The 18,400-nt window shown below is 53.7% G+C and carries 11 protein-coding genes and 3 pseudogenes; 10 read left to right on the forward strand and 4 right to left on the reverse strand.

What is annotated here, in order from left to right:
• Positions 1 to 184 precede the first annotated feature (184 nt).
• Positions 185 to 444 (forward strand): annotated as a pseudogene (locus ABLV12_RS19720) (SOS response-associated peptidase family protein); the annotation flags it as partial.
• Positions 414 to 1,189 (forward strand): annotated as a pseudogene (locus tag ABLV12_RS19725) (IS256 family transposase); the annotation flags it as partial. The pseudogenes ABLV12_RS19720 and ABLV12_RS19725, both read left to right, overlap by 31 nt.
• A gap of 183 nt (positions 1,190 to 1,372) precedes the next feature.
• Here the strand turns inward: ABLV12_RS19725 and ABLV12_RS19730 are convergent.
• The 4 genes and pseudogenes from ABLV12_RS19730 to ABLV12_RS19745 all read right to left on the reverse strand — a co-directional run bounded on the left by ABLV12_RS19730 (position 1,373) and on the right by ABLV12_RS19745 (position 10,255).
• A complete protein-coding gene (locus ABLV12_RS19730) occupies positions 1,373 to 1,678 on the reverse strand; it encodes a DUF596 domain-containing protein (RefSeq protein ID WP_023329588.1) in 306 nt (101 codons plus the stop codon).
• A gap of 76 nt (positions 1,679 to 1,754) precedes the next feature.
• Positions 1,755 to 7,088 (reverse strand): DUF637 domain-containing protein, encoded by a 5,334-nt coding sequence (locus ABLV12_RS19735; RefSeq protein WP_348867244.1) that lies wholly within the window; start codon positions 7,086 to 7,088, stop codon positions 1,755 to 1,757.
• A gap of 53 nt (positions 7,089 to 7,141) precedes the next feature.
• Positions 7,142 to 8,818, reverse strand: a complete 1,677-nt coding sequence (locus ABLV12_RS19740) for a ShlB/FhaC/HecB family hemolysin secretion/activation protein (protein ID WP_348867245.1) — start codon at positions 8,816 to 8,818, stop codon at positions 7,142 to 7,144.
• A 220-nt stretch (positions 8,819 to 9,038) separates the two neighbouring features.
• Positions 9,039 to 10,255 (reverse strand): annotated as a pseudogene (locus tag ABLV12_RS19745) (site-specific integrase).
• A 146-nt stretch (positions 10,256 to 10,401) separates the two neighbouring features.
• Between ABLV12_RS19745 and sapC the strand changes: the two are divergent.
• The 8 genes from sapC (at position 10,402) to ABLV12_RS19785 (ending at position 18,363) form a co-directional block, all read left to right on the forward strand.
• A complete protein-coding gene (sapC, locus tag ABLV12_RS19750) occupies positions 10,402 to 11,292 on the forward strand; it encodes a putrescine export ABC transporter permease SapC (protein WP_004101427.1) in 891 nt (296 codons plus the stop codon).
• On the forward strand, positions 11,292 to 12,284 hold the full coding sequence (gene sapD / locus ABLV12_RS19755; protein ID WP_004101425.1) for a putrescine export ABC transporter ATP-binding protein SapD: 993 nt from the start codon (positions 11,292 to 11,294) through the stop codon (positions 12,282 to 12,284). The genes sapC and sapD overlap by 1 nt, the downstream gene beginning before the upstream one ends.
• Position 12,285: 1 nt before the next feature.
• Positions 12,286 to 13,095, forward strand: coding sequence for a putrescine export ABC transporter ATP-binding protein SapF (sapF, locus tag ABLV12_RS19760; RefSeq protein ID WP_064344777.1), 810 nt, complete (start codon positions 12,286 to 12,288; stop codon positions 13,093 to 13,095).
• An 18-nt stretch (positions 13,096 to 13,113) separates the two neighbouring features.
• Positions 13,114 to 13,656 carry a HutD family protein gene (locus ABLV12_RS19765; protein ID WP_004101421.1) on the forward strand — a complete coding sequence of 181 codons (543 nt, stop codon included), beginning with the start codon at positions 13,114 to 13,116 and terminating at the stop codon, positions 13,654 to 13,656.
• Between the two features lie 210 nt (positions 13,657 to 13,866).
• Positions 13,867 to 14,655, forward strand: coding sequence for an enoyl-ACP reductase FabI (gene fabI / locus ABLV12_RS19770; protein ID WP_004101419.1), 789 nt, complete (start codon positions 13,867 to 13,869; stop codon positions 14,653 to 14,655).
• A 183-nt stretch (positions 14,656 to 14,838) separates the two neighbouring features.
• Positions 14,839 to 15,987, forward strand: a complete 1,149-nt coding sequence (locus tag ABLV12_RS19775) for a CMD domain-containing protein (RefSeq protein WP_348867246.1) — start codon at positions 14,839 to 14,841, stop codon at positions 15,985 to 15,987.
• A gap of 81 nt (positions 15,988 to 16,068) precedes the next feature.
• On the forward strand, positions 16,069 to 18,003 hold the full coding sequence (locus ABLV12_RS19780; protein WP_348867247.1) for an exoribonuclease II: 1,935 nt from the start codon (positions 16,069 to 16,071) through the stop codon (positions 18,001 to 18,003).
• Positions 18,004 to 18,180: 177 nt separating this feature from the next.
• The gene (locus ABLV12_RS19785) at positions 18,181 to 18,363 is read left to right on the forward strand and encodes a hypothetical protein (protein ID WP_004101405.1); all 183 of its coding nucleotides are present in this window, start codon (positions 18,181 to 18,183) and stop codon (positions 18,361 to 18,363) included.
• Positions 18,364 to 18,400: the final 37 nt, after the last annotated feature.

Consider the following 18,400-nt stretch of genomic DNA (forward strand, 5'->3'; position numbering starts at 1 on the left):
AACACCATTTAAATACAACAAGTTAGTTTTTATTATTGTGATTTTTCCGGATTTTAATACACAATTTTGTACACATTGTTTTTAACGTCCACTCCGGCAGTCATCAGTTATATGGCTGTCGGAGTTACCTTCCTACCTTTTCTCCACACCCTCTATACTTTCACTCTGATGACTGGAGGTAACCATGTGCGGACGCTTTGCTCAATCACAGACACGCGAAGAATACCTGGCTTACCTTGCCAAAGAAGCTGAGCGTGATATCGCCTATGATCCAGAACCAATCGGCCGATACAACGTGGCGCCAGGGACAAAGGTTTTGCTCCTGAGCGAACATGATGAGCAACTGCATATCGACCCTGTCTTCTGGGGTTACGTACCAGGGGGTGGGATAAACTATCCCTGATAAACGCACGCAAGAAATGTACGACGCCGATGTATCGCCCACGCTGATATCCAAGGTCACCGACGCCGTAAAAAGAGCAGATCACGGGGTGGCAAAACCGACAACTGGGTGCGCTGTATCCCATTGTTTATATGGACTGTATTGCTGTCAAAGTCCGTCAGAATGGCAGCGTAATCAACAAAGCCCTCTTCCTGGCGCTGGGTATCAACATCGAAGGCCAGAAAGAATTACTGGGTATGAGGTTGGCCGAAAATGAAGGCGCAAAGTTCTGGCTGAGTATGGTGACAGAGCTTAAAAATCGCGGTCTTCAGGACATCCTCATTGCCTGCGTGGACGGTCTGAAGGGCTTCCCGGATGCGATAAACAGGGTCTACCCGCAGGCTCACATCCAGCTGTGCATCATCCATATGGTGCGTAACAGCCTGAAATACGTGTCCTGTAAGGACTCCAAAGCCGTCACCAGCGGGCTAAAAGCTTTATCAGGCCCCGACCGAAGAGGCGACGCTGATGGCGCTTGATGCGTTCACAGAAGCATGGGAGGATAAGTATCCCCAAATCAGCAAAAGCTGGCGTGCACAGTGGGAAAACCTGAACACGTTCTTCGGCTACCCACCGGATATCCGCAAGGCCATCTACACCACGAATGCTGTAGAATCGCTGAACAGCGTTATCCGGGCGGCGATAAAGAAACGCAAAGTATTCCCGACGGATGACTCGGTACGGAAAGTTGTTTATCTGGTGATCAAAAATGCATCAAAAAAATGAAGTATGCCGATCCAGAACTGACGACTGGCGATAAGTCGTTTTATTATCGAGTTCGGTGACCGCCTGAGCGATCACCTTTAATACAGTGGCAGTTACACAGAATTACTGACAAGCTCGTAGAATAGGTACACAGTCTGGATGTAATTGTATGTCATGACATCCGCCCCATCATAAATGACGGGGCGGATGTTAAAACATCATTACCTAAGTCCAATCCTGATAGCCATTTTCGTAAATCCAGACAATACCTGCAGGGCAGTTTTCACTTAAAAACCAAAATCCTTCAAATGCATCACAATCCATATCATCCTCAGTTTTGGGAAATGCCATTTCAAAAACCTCGATCTGCTTTTCAATGCTTCCTGGGAGAAATTTTCCATGGCGAGCGAGTTTAATGTCACCATCCTTCAGTAAGCGTGAAATGAACCAGATATATAGAGCTTTTTCTTCCTGATAGGTTAGTTTATAGGCACCATCCACACTCTCTGGGTCAATATTTTTCCATAACATCGTTGTAGAGGCTCCTCGCAATAAATCTTTTCGATCCTGGTATTGTTCCTCAGTTAAATATTTCATCTTATTACCCCTATCTAAATTTTACTTCGAATCTATTTAATGATGTTTTGGATGCTGCTTTAATATCGGAGTTACCAATAATTTCAATTGTCCATCTTGCTCCGGTTTTCTCTGCTGAAGCTGAAAAATTTCGAAGATTGATAGTTTGATTATCGTTTATTTTTGCATACATCAGCCTTCCATCTGGAAGAATCTGCTCTTTAAATGGTACTCCACCAGTTAGAGATGTAGCAAAATTTATGATTTCATCTTCAGTTAATTTTTCTGAAGCAAAAACCTTAGTTCTGCCTCTGGTATCGCTCCCTCCAGGTCCCAAAACTTGTTGCAAGGATTTCCCAAAAACATTTAATTCAGCGTTAGGGTTTTGTTTGTTGAAAATACTAACTAATTTGGTAGTGTTATCTTTTTGCAAGCTTTTAACATAATCAGCCGTTTTCGTTGAAAAAATCGCTCCAGCAGCCGTTTCGCCTTTAATGAAACCGGCAACAGATTGAATATTTAATGTTTTTGTTATATTCAGTTCATCATAGACCTTCACCAACTGCTGCGAAAGCTTCTTCAGGCTATCTTCGGTTTTCCCGATAATCAGCGTACTGGAAGTGGTAATGGCTCCAGTACCGATAAGTGCTTCTGGTGCCACAATATCTGCCGCATAAATACCCGCCTGATTCAGGCAGAGCGCAGGATTTGTTTTACAACCGGCGATAACCAGCCTTGCAGCCAGAACCAGCTCGGGAGCCGCACCAATCAGAGTCATACCACCTGCTGTCAGTGCCATACCCCCACCGCTGGCCGCTGCCACGATAATCGCCGCTTCTCTCCGGGCCTGAACACGCTTCGCCGCCGCCGCATCTCCTTCACTCGCTGCCAGAATATCCCGCTGATTATCCAGGGCATACTGCTGCAGCATATGTTCCGTCATGTTGTAGCGATAGACGTTCTGGGCACTGTCTGCACCGCTGTATACCCCTTCGGGTGTGTGCGTAATGAGTGCCCCGGTCAATGCGCCAATCACACGTGCCGTCTGCTCTTTTGCCTCGTTACCCTTTAAGGCTTCCTGCAACCGCAGTAACTGACGTTCCCGTTCATTCAGATTAGCCGGCTCAAACAAAGAACTCTGCATGATAACCCCGGCCAGCTCGGCAGCCAGCGCTCCGGCAGCGGCCCCTTTCCCGTCACCACGACCAATTTCCGCGCTGATACCCGCGACCACCGCATGACTCAGCGATTTGCCCGCTATACCCAGAACCTCGCCGTTATCGCCAATCAGACCGACCCCTTCGGCATTAATCTGATTACCAATATTCGCCAACAGGGCGTTAGTCAGGTTGTCCTTAAAACTGCCGCCGTTGAGAGCGGTGTTCAGGCTGGAGCTGATAACCGACTGGCCGGCCACGCGCTGGACGATTTTTCCCCATCCTTCGTTTTTGACCAGCGCCGGCAATTTTGCTTTATCGGGCGGCACCTCAACATTCATAACCTTATCAAAGCCCGCGAGCGCGCCCCCGATAACCATGGAGGTGGCCAGCGATTTGACCGAACTGCTGCTTCCCAGTGCCGACAGCGTTTTTGACAGATTCCCCTGATTTTCTACCAGTGCCACGGCGGCCTGAGCGGCAAGAGAGGACATCCCGGCAGTAACCGCGCCGGTCGTTACTGCGCCACCACCCACGGTGGAAGTTACTGAAGATGCAACTGTCGCCGCCAGTGAACTGCCTGCGGTGGCCGCTGCTGCAGCCACCGCAATCACCGCCGCCACAGCCGGATTCAGGCTCTGACTTTTATAATTCCAGCTGTCGTAAGCATCCTTAACCGTATTCCACTGAACATCGCTGCGTGAATTCAGTCCCTTCAGCCACTCTGTACCGGGTAACGCCGCCAGAGCAGTAATCGCGCCCTGCAAAGCCTGACCATTTTTCGCTTTGATATCGGCACTGATGCCGCTGGCCGCGTTGACCGTCAGTTTTCCGCCAGCATGAACAGACGGAAGCACCCATTTTCCTTCGCTGTAGCCTTTATTTGCCTGCTTGATATAGAAGCCTTTCGAGGTGCTGACCGTCTGCTCAAAAGTCGTGTTTTTCACGGCCAGGAAGTTGACTTTTCCGTTGGTACTGGTCAGCGTGGCGTTCTTTTTCGCCTCGATTTTACTGGCTTCATAGGTACTGTCATCACGGCTCAGCAGGCTGAGATTGCCTCCCGCAATAAAGTCCGTCACCCGGTTGGTGGTGGTGTGTTTCGTTTGTTTGACGGTGGTTTTCTTACCCCACCACTTTCTCTTCGTGGTTTCACGTTCGTAATGACTGGACTCTTCCATCGCCTGGGCATAGAGCCAGCCGCCTTTTGCAGCAACATCCATCGCCCCCTTTGCCAGTAAACGCGATGCCTGAAAAAGGATGCTGCCACCCGAGATAACCGTCAGTGCACCACCTGAGTTCAGCGTGACACCTGTCTGGCTGACGCTTTCCGTCCAGGTATTCCCGGACTCACGGTATAGCGTCCCCCGGGCGGACTGAAACTGCATATTCCCGCCGGATGTCAGCGTGATGTTACCGTCTGAGGTCAGCGTACTGCCGTTAGCCTGGATCCCCCCGTTTGCCGCCAGAGTCAGACTTTTCGCTCCGTGCAGACGGGTCAGTACGTTGAGTTCATCCCTGTTATTGTCATTACCACTGTCCGTTACACCATATCCGTAGGTGCCCAGCCAGAGAAGTTTTCCTGCCTGCAGCGTCGCGGTTTTCCCGGCGACAATATGAGCGCCCTGTACACCGATATCTGCCGCTGAGCTGATAAGCAGGTTTCCTCCTGCTTTCAGGTTGCTGCGTAATTCGGGTATCCGGCTGTCCGGGAAAAAATCTCTGTAGCGGCCACTCAGGCTTCGCATGTTCAGATCAGTATTGGCAGCCGATGAGAGGCTGATATTCCCGCCGGCTTCGAGCCCTGCGCCATACAAAGACAGACGATGGCCGCTCAGGGTGATATCACCTGAAGTACGAAGCGGCTCTCCGGGCAACATCCGGTTAAACAGTTCCTGTTTACGGGCCTGGGTCAGGACAACGCCTGGCCGTTCATGCCCCAGCATGGCTTCATTTTTATCAAACGTGATATCCCCATTCGCAACCAGAGAAATATTCTGGCTCAGAACAGGAAAACGCGTGTTCCTTAGAAGAATATTTTTCGCTGCCGTCAGTGATAAATCACGTGAAGCTTCCAGACTCCCCAGCCAGCGTAGCCCGTCAGAATGGAAATAGTTTGGCCACTCGCTGGTATGAGAGGTGACGTCACCACCGCGACTGACCAGGGTAATATTCTGCCCCTTCAGCTCACTCTGCCAGGACTCAACATTTCCGCCAGCCAGAACCGAGATATCCTTTCCGGCCGTCATTAGCGCCAGCGCCATTTTCGTGCCGCTGTCTGACTGTAAGGTAATATCCCCTGAGGCCTTCATTACATCGGTGGTAATGATACTTCCGGCGCGTAAAAGGATATTTTTGGCTGTCATCGTGTCCGGACGGCCCGTCACCTCTGAATATTGGACATTCGTGGCATAAGGTTCAGTACTCTCAATACGTTCAGAAAAATCCGCCACCAGATTACCTCCAGCAGAGAGTAGTGCTGGAGAGATAGTCGGATTTTTCCAACTATTGATCTCGCCTGTTTTCTGGAACGTATAAGTTTTATTTTGTTTCCCTGCAATTGTTAACTGACTTTCCGGAACCGCAGGCGACACAGTATTAGAAGGTCGATACGCTGTATTATAGGAGGACCAGGTATCCCTGGTACCGGTGATGCCACAGATATGATTAAACGTTTTTCCAGTGAGAATCAGATCTTGATTTGCTTTTATAAGACTTTCGTTATTAGTCAGAAGAGTGGTATTAAGATAAGCATTTCTGCCAGCCTGAATGGAGGCTGCGGACGATGTAGCGGTTCGCCGATATTCTTTTCTGGCGGTATTGACCAGATCCGACTGGTTAAAATTAGCAGTACCGAACCATTTACCACCTAATGTTGCATCCCAGTAAATCACATCAGCCAGTGTGATATTTCCTGAAGCGTGTCTGATGGCACTGATGGTACGATGCTGTGGAATATTAACGAATGCTGTTGAATCAGGGTTGATATCTTTCCATTCGTAAGCCAGAACATCGCGGGTATTGTTCAGCGTCTCAGTGCGTATGACCAGGTCACCCGTATTGGTCTGAATGCGAGCCGACCGGTTCTCCACCAGACTGGCTTTGTTACCTTGGGCATCCTTCTGTATCCACAGATTTTTATGGCTGTGTAATGACGCGCCATTGCCAGTATTGCGCACCGTAGACGCAAATACCCGCATATCCCCGTGGGCAGTGGTGCTGCTCCGGTTATCCACTGTGGTCGCCGCCAGCGTCATATCACGTTCAGCGCGCACGCTGGACCCGGCTGGCGTGACGATATCTCGCCCGCTGACGTTCAGGTCAGTCTGCGCCTTAACGTTACTGAGGGTGATTTTTCCGGCCGTCGTCAGGGAGATGTCCCGCTGAGTGGATGTCATATTGCTCAGGTTGACTCCGACCCCGGCTTCGGTGGCGACCAGGCGGATTTTACCGGCATACATGCCGCCAAGCGCCTTTGTATCGACAGCAAGCTGAGGCTTTGCCCCCTCACCGGCAATGGGTTTTATCGTGCCGTCCTTAAAGCTGACCCGGTTCGCTCCCTGCGTCAGGGTGAGGGTTTTCGCGTTAATTTTGCCGTTCAGTTCAGTGGCCCGGCTGATGACATCAACATATTCGGTACTGGCGCCATTCAGACCGTTTCCGCCGATAATCACCGCGCCTTTTTTGACCTCCAGGGCCTCAAGTGCGCCCTGTTTGTCAAACTGCGGTTTGCCCGTAGTCAGTGTCACCGACGGAGTATTGATGAAACCACACCCGTTACAGGTGATGCCATTCGGGTTGGCAATCATCACACCGGCTTTACTGCCGAAGACTTCCAGCCTGCCTTTCAGTTCAGAACGATTGCCGCTGGTCACCTCGTTAATAATTAGCTCGGCCGGTTTACCCTTGAGTCTGGCATTGCCGTTGTCGATGGTGACGCCGAGCTGTGTTTTCCCGCCCTGCGTGGCGTTATTCAGCACCGCGCCCGGCGTTCCCACGTTAAAATCCTGGTAGGTGTTGTGCGATATGCCAGCCGAGTTGGGCGTGGCGATGTTCACCACCGGGACGTTCCCGGGTTTCATCACGACCTGAGTGTTGCCATTCGCAGCAGTAATACCCGCCGCAATGGCGGGATGCAGAGGCTGAACGGCGGTCAGGTAGATCAGCAGCCAGCTGGCTCCACGGGCCAGCGGATGAGCGAGTTTATCCATGTCAGAACATCCTGTATGACGGGGCCATCATGGCCCCAGCTGTGTGCCGGCAGTTAAAGTGAAACTGTGGCCTGCCAGTAAACCACGTGTTTATCCGGACTGAGTCTGTCGGGATACGACAACGGCATACCCAGGGTCAGAGCCTGGCTAAGCCTGCGACCAGTCAGCTCCAGTCCGACGGAAGCCCCTGTCAGCGTACCGCCATCGGTTATCCCTTTCTGGCGCATGACATGCCCGGTATCCAGTGCCCCCGTTGCTGAGAATGCCCCCACGCCCGGCACCGTCATCCATTGCCATGTCAGTTCATTGCGCCAGTAGCCGCCGCGGTTGCCGCTGAGATATTGATCTTTAAACCCCCTGACAGAATACTGCCCTCCGACGGACAGTTGCTCACTGGCATAAAGTCTGTCAGGCGTGGTCTGCCCCCAGGCTGCGGTCAGCCAGTACACAGTGGATGTCATCGGGTAAAACCAGCTTGCACTTGCGCTGAAGCGCCGGAATTTGCTGCGGGGCAGGCCGGGATGCGCCGGGTCATCCCGCGTCGCGCTCGCGAGCGGGACGCCGTGAGAAAGAGACGGGCCCAGGGTGAGATAGCCACCACCGATACTCCGGCTGTAGCTCAGTCCGGCAGTCACGCTGCTGAGCGTCGGGCTGCTGACGTCAAGACGTACGCCGCCCAGCCGGTTTTCGGTTTCCCGGCGGGAAAAAGCGGCATCCAGCGCAAGACGTTGCTTACCGTCACGCAGTAGCGTCCGGCTGGCGGCCAGCCGCTGTGATTGTACGGTGCCTGCATAGCGCCAGCACTGCGGGGATCCACCAACAGAAAGTGTCTGATAAAAATCAGACCACGCATACTGCGCACTGAACAGCCAGTACCCGTAAGGAACTGTTACGCCGGCCTGCATACTGCGGCTGCGTCTGTTATGGTGAAACTCACTGTCCCTGCCTGCGGCCAGTGTCCACTGGTCTGCCAGTCCCATCACATTGTCTGCTGTCAGGCGGGCATTCAGCTGTCCGCTGCCGGTACTTTTCTGCCCGCTGTTATCTGCGCCCACATCAAGACTGACAGGAAAACGCTGACTGACCGGTACCAGCTCTACCCGGGAAAACCCCTCCCGGCTCCCCGGCAGAATATCCACGGTCAGCGACCGCGAAGTCAGGCGGTTCAGTTGCTCCAGCCCTTGTTCAATATCGCGAAGATTAAGTATTTTCCCTTGCGTTTGCGGAAAGGCCATCTTCAGTGCATTTTCCTCCTGCCCCTGCAGGATAACGGTTTCCACTTTCCCTTCCGTCACGGAAATAACCAGATATCCTGCAGAAATATCCTGTTCAGGTAACCAGGCGCGTGAAGTAATGAATCCGCGGGCAAGATAAACCTGCGTAACATCCCGCACCCGCTGCTGAATTTGCTTGAGTGACATACATCCCTCCGTTGGGATTGCTGTCAAGTTTCGCTGCACAGATAGCGGGAGCACAGTGACGTTCTCGAGTCGGATATGCCGCAGTGCAAAACACTGACCGGTCGGTTCTGCGGGGGTTGCTTCCGGTAGTGAGGGATCAGGTGTGGAATGGCGGAGTAGGTCGCGCTGCTGTTGCGCCTGTTCCAGTAATGCCTTTTGTTGTTGCTCAATGGCATTCTGGTCCGCAGGGCTCAGGGGCGCTGCCGGGAGGGCTGTTGCAGTGAGACTGGCCAGCAGAAACCCGTATCTGGCAGAGGAAAGACACGACATCAAAAACTCCGTTTTTTGAAATGTTGTGCAATTTAATGCAATGAATTGTTATCACCTGTCCACTATTAATTCATAATTGAACGTAAAATGTGCATTTTTTGATGTGATGCTCTGTGTTCCCGGGAGGAAGAAAATAGGGCTATTTCAGCCATGACAGAGGTTTCAGAGGCGGGTTGATGATAAAGCCGGAATACTCCGGCAGGATCGTCTAAGGTGGGTATTAAACCAGAGGCTGACCAATCAGCTTTTCAAGATGAGTCTGCCATACCCCAAGCCAATGGCGCTGATCATCAAGGTAATCATGCAGGTTATATCTCGCCATGACGCCGGACATATGATGGCCGAGCAATTTTTCTATAACATGTGGCGGCGCGCCGAGCTCGGACAGGCGTGTCGCTATTGTTCTTCTCAGGTCATGGAGCGACCATGTTTTCATTCCCGTTTTGGCGATGATTTGAGCTGAGAATAAGGCAATGTTGGATTGCAGCGGGGGACGATCGTGTTCTGGCCCTTTTATCGTGACAGTGTCATAACATAATTTGAGACGGATGTTTCTTTTTCTGTCTTCAGCATTTTGACCACCGCTTCAGGTAGCGCCCGCCTTTCTGACTGACCGGTTTTGTAATCACTTGCTGGAATAGTCCAGGTTCCCTCCTGGAAATCAAACCATTCCCATTTAGCCGTTCTTATCTCAGTACTATGGCAACCGGTCATGATAAGAAACGTCATAATCAGCTGCTGCCTGTGCTTCATCTCCGGCAGAGCATTCCATACAGTTTTGATTTCCTCATCACTTAACCAACGATCTTTTACCGCAGCAGTCAGCCCGACATCAGAGCGTCTTAAGCTTTCTATAGGATTTACGTTAATAACCCCTCGATTGGAGCAGAAACGGAATGTGCGCTGCATTAAACCCAGCATCTGGCCGGTAACCACCCTTCTCCCCATACCATCAAAAAGGTTTAGCCAGTGCGCCTTCGTTGTCTGGTCAACAACCATGTTGCCTAATACGGGCCCAATATGATTATTGAAGTCCCGGCGGTTAACTTTTATTTTCACCAGCCCTTCAGGAATGCAGTAAAACTTTTCCCAGTAGTCGAACGCTTCTTTAACTGTCAGCGCTTCTGTTTTTTTCTGTTTCGCCAGCACCTTTTGCCGTCTCAGATCCAGTCCTTCCGTCAACCACGCCCTGAACTGCTGCCGACGCTCTCGCGCATGAGATAGTGATATGGTTGGATAATCGCCAATCGTCAGCTGTACGGCCTTCCCGTTCCATCTGTAACGATAAAAGAATGTTATACTGCCGGAAGTAGACAACCTGACATTCAAGCCGTGAGCGTCTGAAATGACCTCAATTTTGTCTCTTTTTTTGCCAAGAGATTTCCTAAGTTTTGTGTCGGTAGGCAATGTGTACATTCGGGAAGATGATATACACATCAGTGTGCACATTATACGTAAATTGATAACCTTCAAATTAATGCAAAATAAAGAATCTTAAAGCACAAAATGGCAGTAACGTGTTGCTGGTATTGAAGAATTTAAAAAGACATCAATCATGACTAACAAACATAAAACAGGTTCATATGCCCTACGATAGCGTCTATCTGGAGAAGCGCCCGCCGGGTGCGCTGCGCACCGTTTGGCGAAAATTCTATGGCGATACTACCGCTATGATCGGCCTGTACGGCTGCGCGGCGCTGGTGCTACTGTGCGTTTTCGGCAGCTGGTTCGCGCCTTACGGTATCGATCAGCAGTTCCTTGGCTATCAACTGCTGCCGCCGTCATGGTCGCGCTACGGCGAAGTCTCGTTCTTTCTTGGTACCGACGATCTGGGCCGCGACGTTCTTAGCCGCCTGCTGAGCGGCGCGGCGCCAACGGTCGGCGGCGCGTTTGTGGTGACGCTGGGCGCTACCCTACTGGGTCTGGTGCTTGGCGTGATTGCCGGTGCGACCCACGGCCTGCGCTCGGCGGTAATGAACCATATTCTCGATACCCTGCTGTCGATCCCGTCACTGCTGCTGGCCATCATCGTGGTCGCCTTCGCCGGACCTCACCTCAGCCACGCGATGTTCGCCGTCTGGCTGGCGCTTCTGCCGCGCATGGTACGCTCGGTTTACAGCATGGTGCACGACGAGCTGGAAAAAGAGTATGTTATCGCCGCCCGCCTTGACGGAGCGTCAACCCTGAATATTTTATGGTTCGCGGTGTTGCCAAATATTACCTCTGGGCTGGTTACGGAGATCACCCGAGCGCTCTCGATGGCGATTCTGGATATCGCCGCGCTGGGTTTCCTCGACCTCGGCGCTCAGCTACCTTCCCCGGAGTGGGGAGCGATGCTCGGCGACGCACTGGAGCTGATTTACGTTGCGCCGTGGACGGTGATGCTGCCGGGCGCGGCCATTATGATTAGCGTCCTGCTGGTTAACCTGCTGGGCGACGGGATCCGCCGCGCAATTATCGCCGGGGTGGAATAATGCCGTTACTCGATATCCGAAATTTAACCATTGAATTCAAAACCAACGAAGGTTGGGTGAAAGCCGTCGATCGCGTCAGCCTGACCCTCGCTGAGGGGGAAATTCGCGGTCTGGTCGGAGAATCCGGCTCGGGTAAAAGCTTAATTGCCAAAGCGATTTGCGGCGTCACCAAAGACAACTGGCGGGTGACCGCCGACCGTATGCGTTTCGACGATATCGATCTGCTGCGTCTCTCAGTGCGCGAACGGCGTAAACTGGTGGGCCACAACGTCTCGATGATTTTTCAGGAGCCGCAATCCTGTCTCGATCCTTCCGAACGTATCGGCGAACAACTCACGCAGAATATCCCCGGCTGGACCTTTAAAGGCCGCTGGTGGCAACGTTTTGGCTGGCGCAAGCGGCGCGCCATTGAGCTCTTGCACCGCGTGGGGATTAAAGACCATAAAGATGCGATGCGCAGCTTCCCCTACGAGCTGACGGATGGTGAGTGTCAGAAGGTCATGATCGCCATCGCGCTGGCTAACCAGCCGCGGCTGCTGATCGCCGATGAACCGACTAACGCCATGGAGCCGACAACACAGGCGCAAATCATCCGCCTGCTGACGCGGCTGAACCAAAACAACAACACCACGATTTTGTTGATCAGTCACGATATGCAGATGCTCAGTAAATGGGCGGACAAAATTAACGTCATGTACTGCGGGCAGACGGTGGAAACCGCGCCGAGCGAGGAGCTGGTGACGATTCCTCATCATCCCTATACCCAGGCGCTGATTCGGGCGATTCCCGATTTCGGCAGCGCCATGCCGCACAAAAGTCGGCTCAATACCTTGCCGGGCGCTATTCCGCTGCTCGAACAGCTGCCTATCGGCTGCCGGCTCGGGCCGCGCTGCCCTTACGCCCAGCGTGAATGTATCGAAACGCCCCGGCTGGTGGGCGCGCGCAACCACCTCTATGCCTGTCACTTCCCGCTGAACATGGAGAAAGAGTGAAATGGTCGAAACATTGCTTGAAGTACGCAATCTGAGTAAGACCTTTCGCTACCGCACCGGCTGGTTTCACCGGCAAACGGTAGAGGCGGTTAAGCCGTTAAGCTTTACCCTGCGCGAGCGCCAGACTCTGGCGATTATCGGCGAAAACGGCTCCGGCAAATCGACGCTGGCGAAAATGCTAGCCGGGATGGTCGAACCCAGCACAGGCGAACTGCTGATTGATGACCATCCGCTGGCGTTTGGCGATTTCTCTTTCCGCAGCCAGAAGATTCGCATGATTTTTCAGGATCCGTCGACCTCGCTCAATCCACGGCAGCGAATTTCGCAAATCCTCGATTTTCCTCTGCGTCTCAATACCGACCTCGAACCCGAGGCGCGGCAGAAGCAGATTATCGAAACGTTACGCATGGTTGGTCTGCTGCCTGACCACGTCAGCTATTATCCGCATATGCTGGCACCGGGCCAAAAACAGCGTCTGGGCCTGGCGCGAGCGCTGATCCTGCGCCCGAAAGTAATCGTCTGCGATGAAGCGCTGGCGTCGCTGGATATGTCAATGCGTTCCCAACTGATTAACCTGATGCTGGAGCTGCAGGAAAAACAGGGTATCTCCTACATTTACGTTACCCAGCATTTGGGCATGATGAAGCACATCAGCGATCAGGTGCTGGTGATGCACCAGGGTGAAGTGGTCGAACGCGGCAGCACCGCCGATGTACTGGCCTCTCCGCTGCACGAACTGACAAAACGTCTGATTGCCGGCCATTTCGGCGAGGCGCTGACCGCCGATGCCTGGCGTAAAGACGGTAAATAATCCGAGGCGAAAATTGCGATGATTGTTCCGGTTCAGTTTTCTACCCTGCCGGTCACGCCGTGGAAAAACGGCGGTGGGGAAACGCGTGAAATTGTCAGCGTTGCCTCGCCAGATGCGCCGTTTCTCTGGCGCGCCAGTATCGCTACGCTGGAAAAGGATGGCCCGTTTTCTCCTTTTCCCGGCGTTGACCGAGTCATCACCCTTCTTGAGGGCCAGCCGCTGTGGCTACGGGGCGACAATATTGCTCAGCGCCTGATGCTCTGGCAGCCATGGGCTTTTGCCGGCGAATGGCCTCTTGCCAGCGAAGGCATTAGCGGACGCGGTCTCGATTTCAATATTATGACCCAGCGCGCGCGTGCCGCCTCGCGGGTTATCGTCGTCGCTGAGCCGCAACGGCCAGGCGCGGAGGGTATCGCATGGGTTCTGCGGGGACACTGGCGGATGGCGGATACGATTTACCAGGCCGGCTCGGGGATCTGGTGGCAGAATCAACCGCCTGGCGAGCTGATCCCGCATTCTGAGGACGCCCGGCTTTTACTGGCGGAAATCGAGCGCCGCTAACCCCAGATCGCCGCAATATCAGATGGTATACTCTTGTACGCACGGTAGCCAAAGCGCGCCAGACCGTGGCAAATGGCAGAAAAATATCGTGACACAAGGGGTCGTCAGTGGGATATAATTCCCGGCTAAATTTGAGTTATTTTGAAATAACAACGCTAACCAGATGATTGTTAAAGTAAAAATACGCAATAACGATAAGGATTAAAAGCTATGGGTTTTCTTTCCGGTAAGCGCATTCTGTTGACTGGCCTTGCCAGCAAACTGTCCATCGCCTGGGGCATCGCGCAAGCAATGCACCGTGAAGGGGCTGAACTGGCGTTCACCTATCAGAACGAAAAACTGAAAGGTCGTGTGGAAGAATTTGCCGCCGCGCTGGGTTCTAACATTGTCCTGCCGTGCGATGTGGCGGAAGACGAGAGCATCGAGTCTCTGTTCACCGAGCTGGCAAAAGTATGGCCTAAGTTTGACGGTTTCGTACACTCTATCGGCTATGCTCCGGCAGATCAGCTGGACGGCGACTACGTTAATGCGGTTACCCGCGACGGTTTCAAAATCGCTCACGATATCAGCGCCTACAGCTTTGTGGCGATGGCGAAAGCCTGCCGCGGTATGCTGAACCCGGGCTCCGCCCTGCTGACGCTCTCCTACCTGGGCGCAGAGCGCGCCATCCCGAACTACAACGTGATGGGTCTGGCGAAAGCCTCCCTCGAAGCTAACGTCCGCTACATGGCTAACGCCATGGGTCCGGAAGGCGTGCGCGTTAACGCCATCTCTGCCGGTCCAATCCGTACCCTGGCGGCTTCCGGTATCAAAGATTTCCGTAAAATGCTGGCGCACTGCGAAGCGGTCACTCCGATCCGTCGCACCGTCACCACTGAAGACGTGGGTAACAGCGCAGCATTCCTGTGCTCCGACCTGTCTGCCGGCATCTCCGGCGAAGTCGTTCACGTTGACGGCGGCTTCAACATCGCCGCCATGAACGAGCTGGAAATCAAATAAGCTGTTCACCCTCCTTACGTCCGTGAGGAGGGGTCTTTTCTGCATATTTACCCTTCTGTTATTCCAATCCGCTATTTGTTAGCACGTATCAATATTTTCTCCGGCCCCAGGGTTAAGCCAGGATAGTTCCGCATAGCATGACCGCGAAACGGCGGTTTGCCACATACCGAACAAGGAACGCCCATGGAGCAACGCCGCGTTTACGGCAAAAACCACTGGTATCATGAGACCCAGTCAACAATCTGCCCGGTGGATGTATTGCCGCTCGTCCCTGAAGCCGCCCATGTCGAAGATCGTTTTCTCCTCGATCTCACGCTACCAGAAGATCTGTTTAGGGCGCATGCGCCCTGGCTGGCACCCGCCAGACGGCTGGCTGATGCCCTGTTTCCCGCTTCTGTGAGCGTAAATCGTCTACAGACATTTAGCGCCTATGACCGGCTTAGCACGGCGCTGACCGTCGCCCAGGTTTATGGCGTTCAGCGGCTATGCAATCACTACGCAGCCCGCCTGGCGCCGCTTCCCGGCCCGGACTCCTCGCGTGAAAGCAATCGACGCCTGGCGCAAATTACCCAATACGCGCGCCAGCTGGCGAGCTCTCCTTCACTGATCAACGCGCTCTCCCGCAGCCAGCTTGACGAAGTCGGCCTGACCAGTCGCGACATTATTCTTATCAATCAGATTATTGGCTTTATCGGCTTCCAGGCGCGCGCTATCGCCGCCTTTCACGCCGCGCAGGGTTACCCGGTGCGCTGGATCCCCGGGATGCCGCAGCAGGAAGATGCGCCAGAGGCGCTTTTCTTTGCCCGAAAGAGCGACTGGCGGCCCGGACTCGACGACTCAGATTTACGCTATGCCGATGATGAGCGTCAGTCGCTGCTGGCAAAATGGCAAAAGTATCCCGGCCTGTTTGAACTGGCGCCGCTGCTGGCGACCCAGGAACCGCCGCTGGATCTGCAGGAACTGCTCCTGAGCCACCTCAGCGATCAGCCGCCGTTCGCCGCTCAGGTGGCGCTGATCGCAGCGCGGATTAACGGCAGCATCAGCTGCTTCAATGCCTGGGCCTCGCGATGTCCGGATTTTGCCGATGCTTTACGCGGTATCGTTCCTGACGCGCAGTCGCGCAGAGAAGAGCATGTCATCGAGCACCGGCTTTTACAGTCCGTACAGCTTTTAACCCGCTCCCCTGACCGTTTTAGCGCCGCCCACCTAAGCCCATTGACGGAATGCGGGCTTTCCCGCACCGCCGCCATCGATCTTCTCGCCTGGTGCGGGCTATGCGGTTGGATGAATCGTCTGAAAATCGCCCTCGGCAATGGATGTCAGCAGACGTAAAATGCTGAAACAGCGCTTGCTGCGGCAGGCATATTCGCGTAAAAATGTCAGCCGCTCTTTTAGCCACGAAAATAAGAAATTATGTTTCAGGACAACCCGCTGCTAGCGCAGCTTAAACAGCAACTGCATTCCCAGACTCCGCGCGTTGAAGGGGTCGTTAAAGGGACGGAAAAAGGGTTTGGCTTCCTCGAAGTCGACTCTCAGAAAAGCTATTTCATTCCGCCGCCGCAAATGAAAAAAGTCATGCATGGCGATCGTATTATTGCCGTGGTCAATACTGAAAAAGAACGCGAAAGCGCTGAGCCGGAAGAACTGGTTGAGCCGTTCCTGACGCGTTTTGTCGGCAAAGTTCATAAGAAAGACGACCGTCTTTCCATCGTTCCTGACCATCCGCTGCTGAAAGATGCCATTCCCTGCCGCGCTGCTCGCGGCGTAGAGCATGATTTTAAAGAGGGTGACTGGGCCGTTGCCGAAATGCGCCGTCATCCGCTGAAAGGTGACCGCGGTTTCTACGCTGAGCTCACCCAGTACATTACCTTCGGCGACGATCATTTCGCACCATGGTGGGTCACCCTGGCGCGCCATAATCTGGAAAAAGAAGCGCCGGATGGGGTAGCGACCGAGATGCTTGATGAGGGTCTGGAACGCCGCGATTTAACGGCGCTGACTTTCGTGACCATCGACAGCGCCAGCACCGAAGATATGGACGATGCGCTGTACGCCGAGCTGGCCGCTGACGGTAAGCTGCACCTGACCGTCGCCATCGCCGATCCAACCGCCTGGATTGCCGAAGGCAGCAAGCTGGACAATACGGCAAAAATTCGCGCCTTTACCAACTATCTGCCGGGCTTCAACATTCCGATGCTGCCGCGCGAACTCTCTGATTACCTCTGCTCCCTGCGCCCCAACGAAGTTCGTCCGGTTCTGGCCTGCCGTATGATCCTGGCTGCTGACGGGGCCATCGAAGACGATATTCAGTTCTTCGCGGCGACCATCGAATCGAAAGCGAAGCTGGCCTACGATGATGTGTCCGACTGGCTGGAAAATAACGGCGGCTGGCAGCCGGAGAGCGAGATAATCGCGCAGCAAATTAACCTGCTGCACGATGCCTGCCTGCGCCGTAGCGAATGGCGCAAAAACCACGCGCTGGTGTTCAAGGACCGTCCGGATTATCGCTTTGTGCTGGGCGAAAAAGGCGAAGTGCTGGATATCGTTGCCGAACCGCGTCGTATCGCTAATCGCATCGTTGAAGAGTCGATGATTGCCGCCAACATCTGCGCCGCCCGCGTGCTGCGCGATAAGCTCGGTTTCGGCGTGTATAACGTCCATACCGGATTCGATCCGGCCAATACCGAGCAGCTCGCGGCCTTGCTGAAAACCCACGATGTTCACGTTGATCCGGTGGAAGTATTGACGCTGGAGGGCTTCTGCAAGCTGCGTCGCGAACTGGACGCGCAGCCGTCCGGTTTCCTCGACAGCCGTATTCGCCGTTTCCAGTCCTTTGCCGAAATCAGCACCGAGCCGGGCCCGCACTTTGGCCTGGGTCTGGAAGCCTATGCAACCTGGACCTCCCCGATCCGTAAGTACGGCGATATGATCAACCATCGTCTGCTGAAAGCGATTATCAAAGGGGAAACCATCTCTCGTCCGCAGGATGACGTTGCGGTGCAAATGGCGGAACGTCGCCGCCTCAACCGCATGGCGGAGCGCGACGTCGGCGACTGGCTGTACGCCCGCTATCTGAAGCCGCAGGCCGGCACTAATACTCGCTTTGCTGCTGAAATTATCGATGTCAGCCGCGGCGGTATGCGTGTGCGACTGGTTGATAACGGCGCAGTTGCCTTTATCCCGGCCCCATTCCTCCACGCCGTACGCGATGAGCTGGTTTGCAGCCAGGAAAGCGGTACCGTGCAAATTAAAGGCGAGGTCGTGTATAAGGTGACGGATGTTATCGATGTCACGATTGCCGAAGTCCGCATGGAAACCCGTAGCGTGATTGCGCGCCCTGCCGCCTGATAGACTGTTCAATGCGGCTCCCTTACCCGGAGCCGCGTTTTAGCCCTTCCCGTAGGTGTTCCGCGCGTTGTCCGCTAATTATCGTCGATGAGTAAAGTTGTGCGTTTTTTTCGCTTCTCTTTTTCATCCGTTTTTAGCATCATTGATTTTATTCACATTTGTAACCAGGATAACGCCATGTCAGATCTGAATGCTCGCCTGCTCGCCCAACGTATCGATACCGTGCTGGATATTCTGGTTGCCGGGGATTATCACTCCGCGATCCATAACCTCGAAATTCTGAAAGCTGAACTCCAGGCGCTTTCGAACGACGAACAGGAAAACAAACCCGGCCAGCCTAAGGCCCCGTGGGAAATTTGATAATCTACACCGCCGCAATCGGGCATCCTGGCCCGAT

It is taken from the genome of Klebsiella sp. CN_Kp100 (assembly GCF_040065315.1).
Classification (GTDB): Bacteria; Pseudomonadota; Gammaproteobacteria; order Enterobacterales; family Enterobacteriaceae; genus Klebsiella; species Klebsiella oxytoca.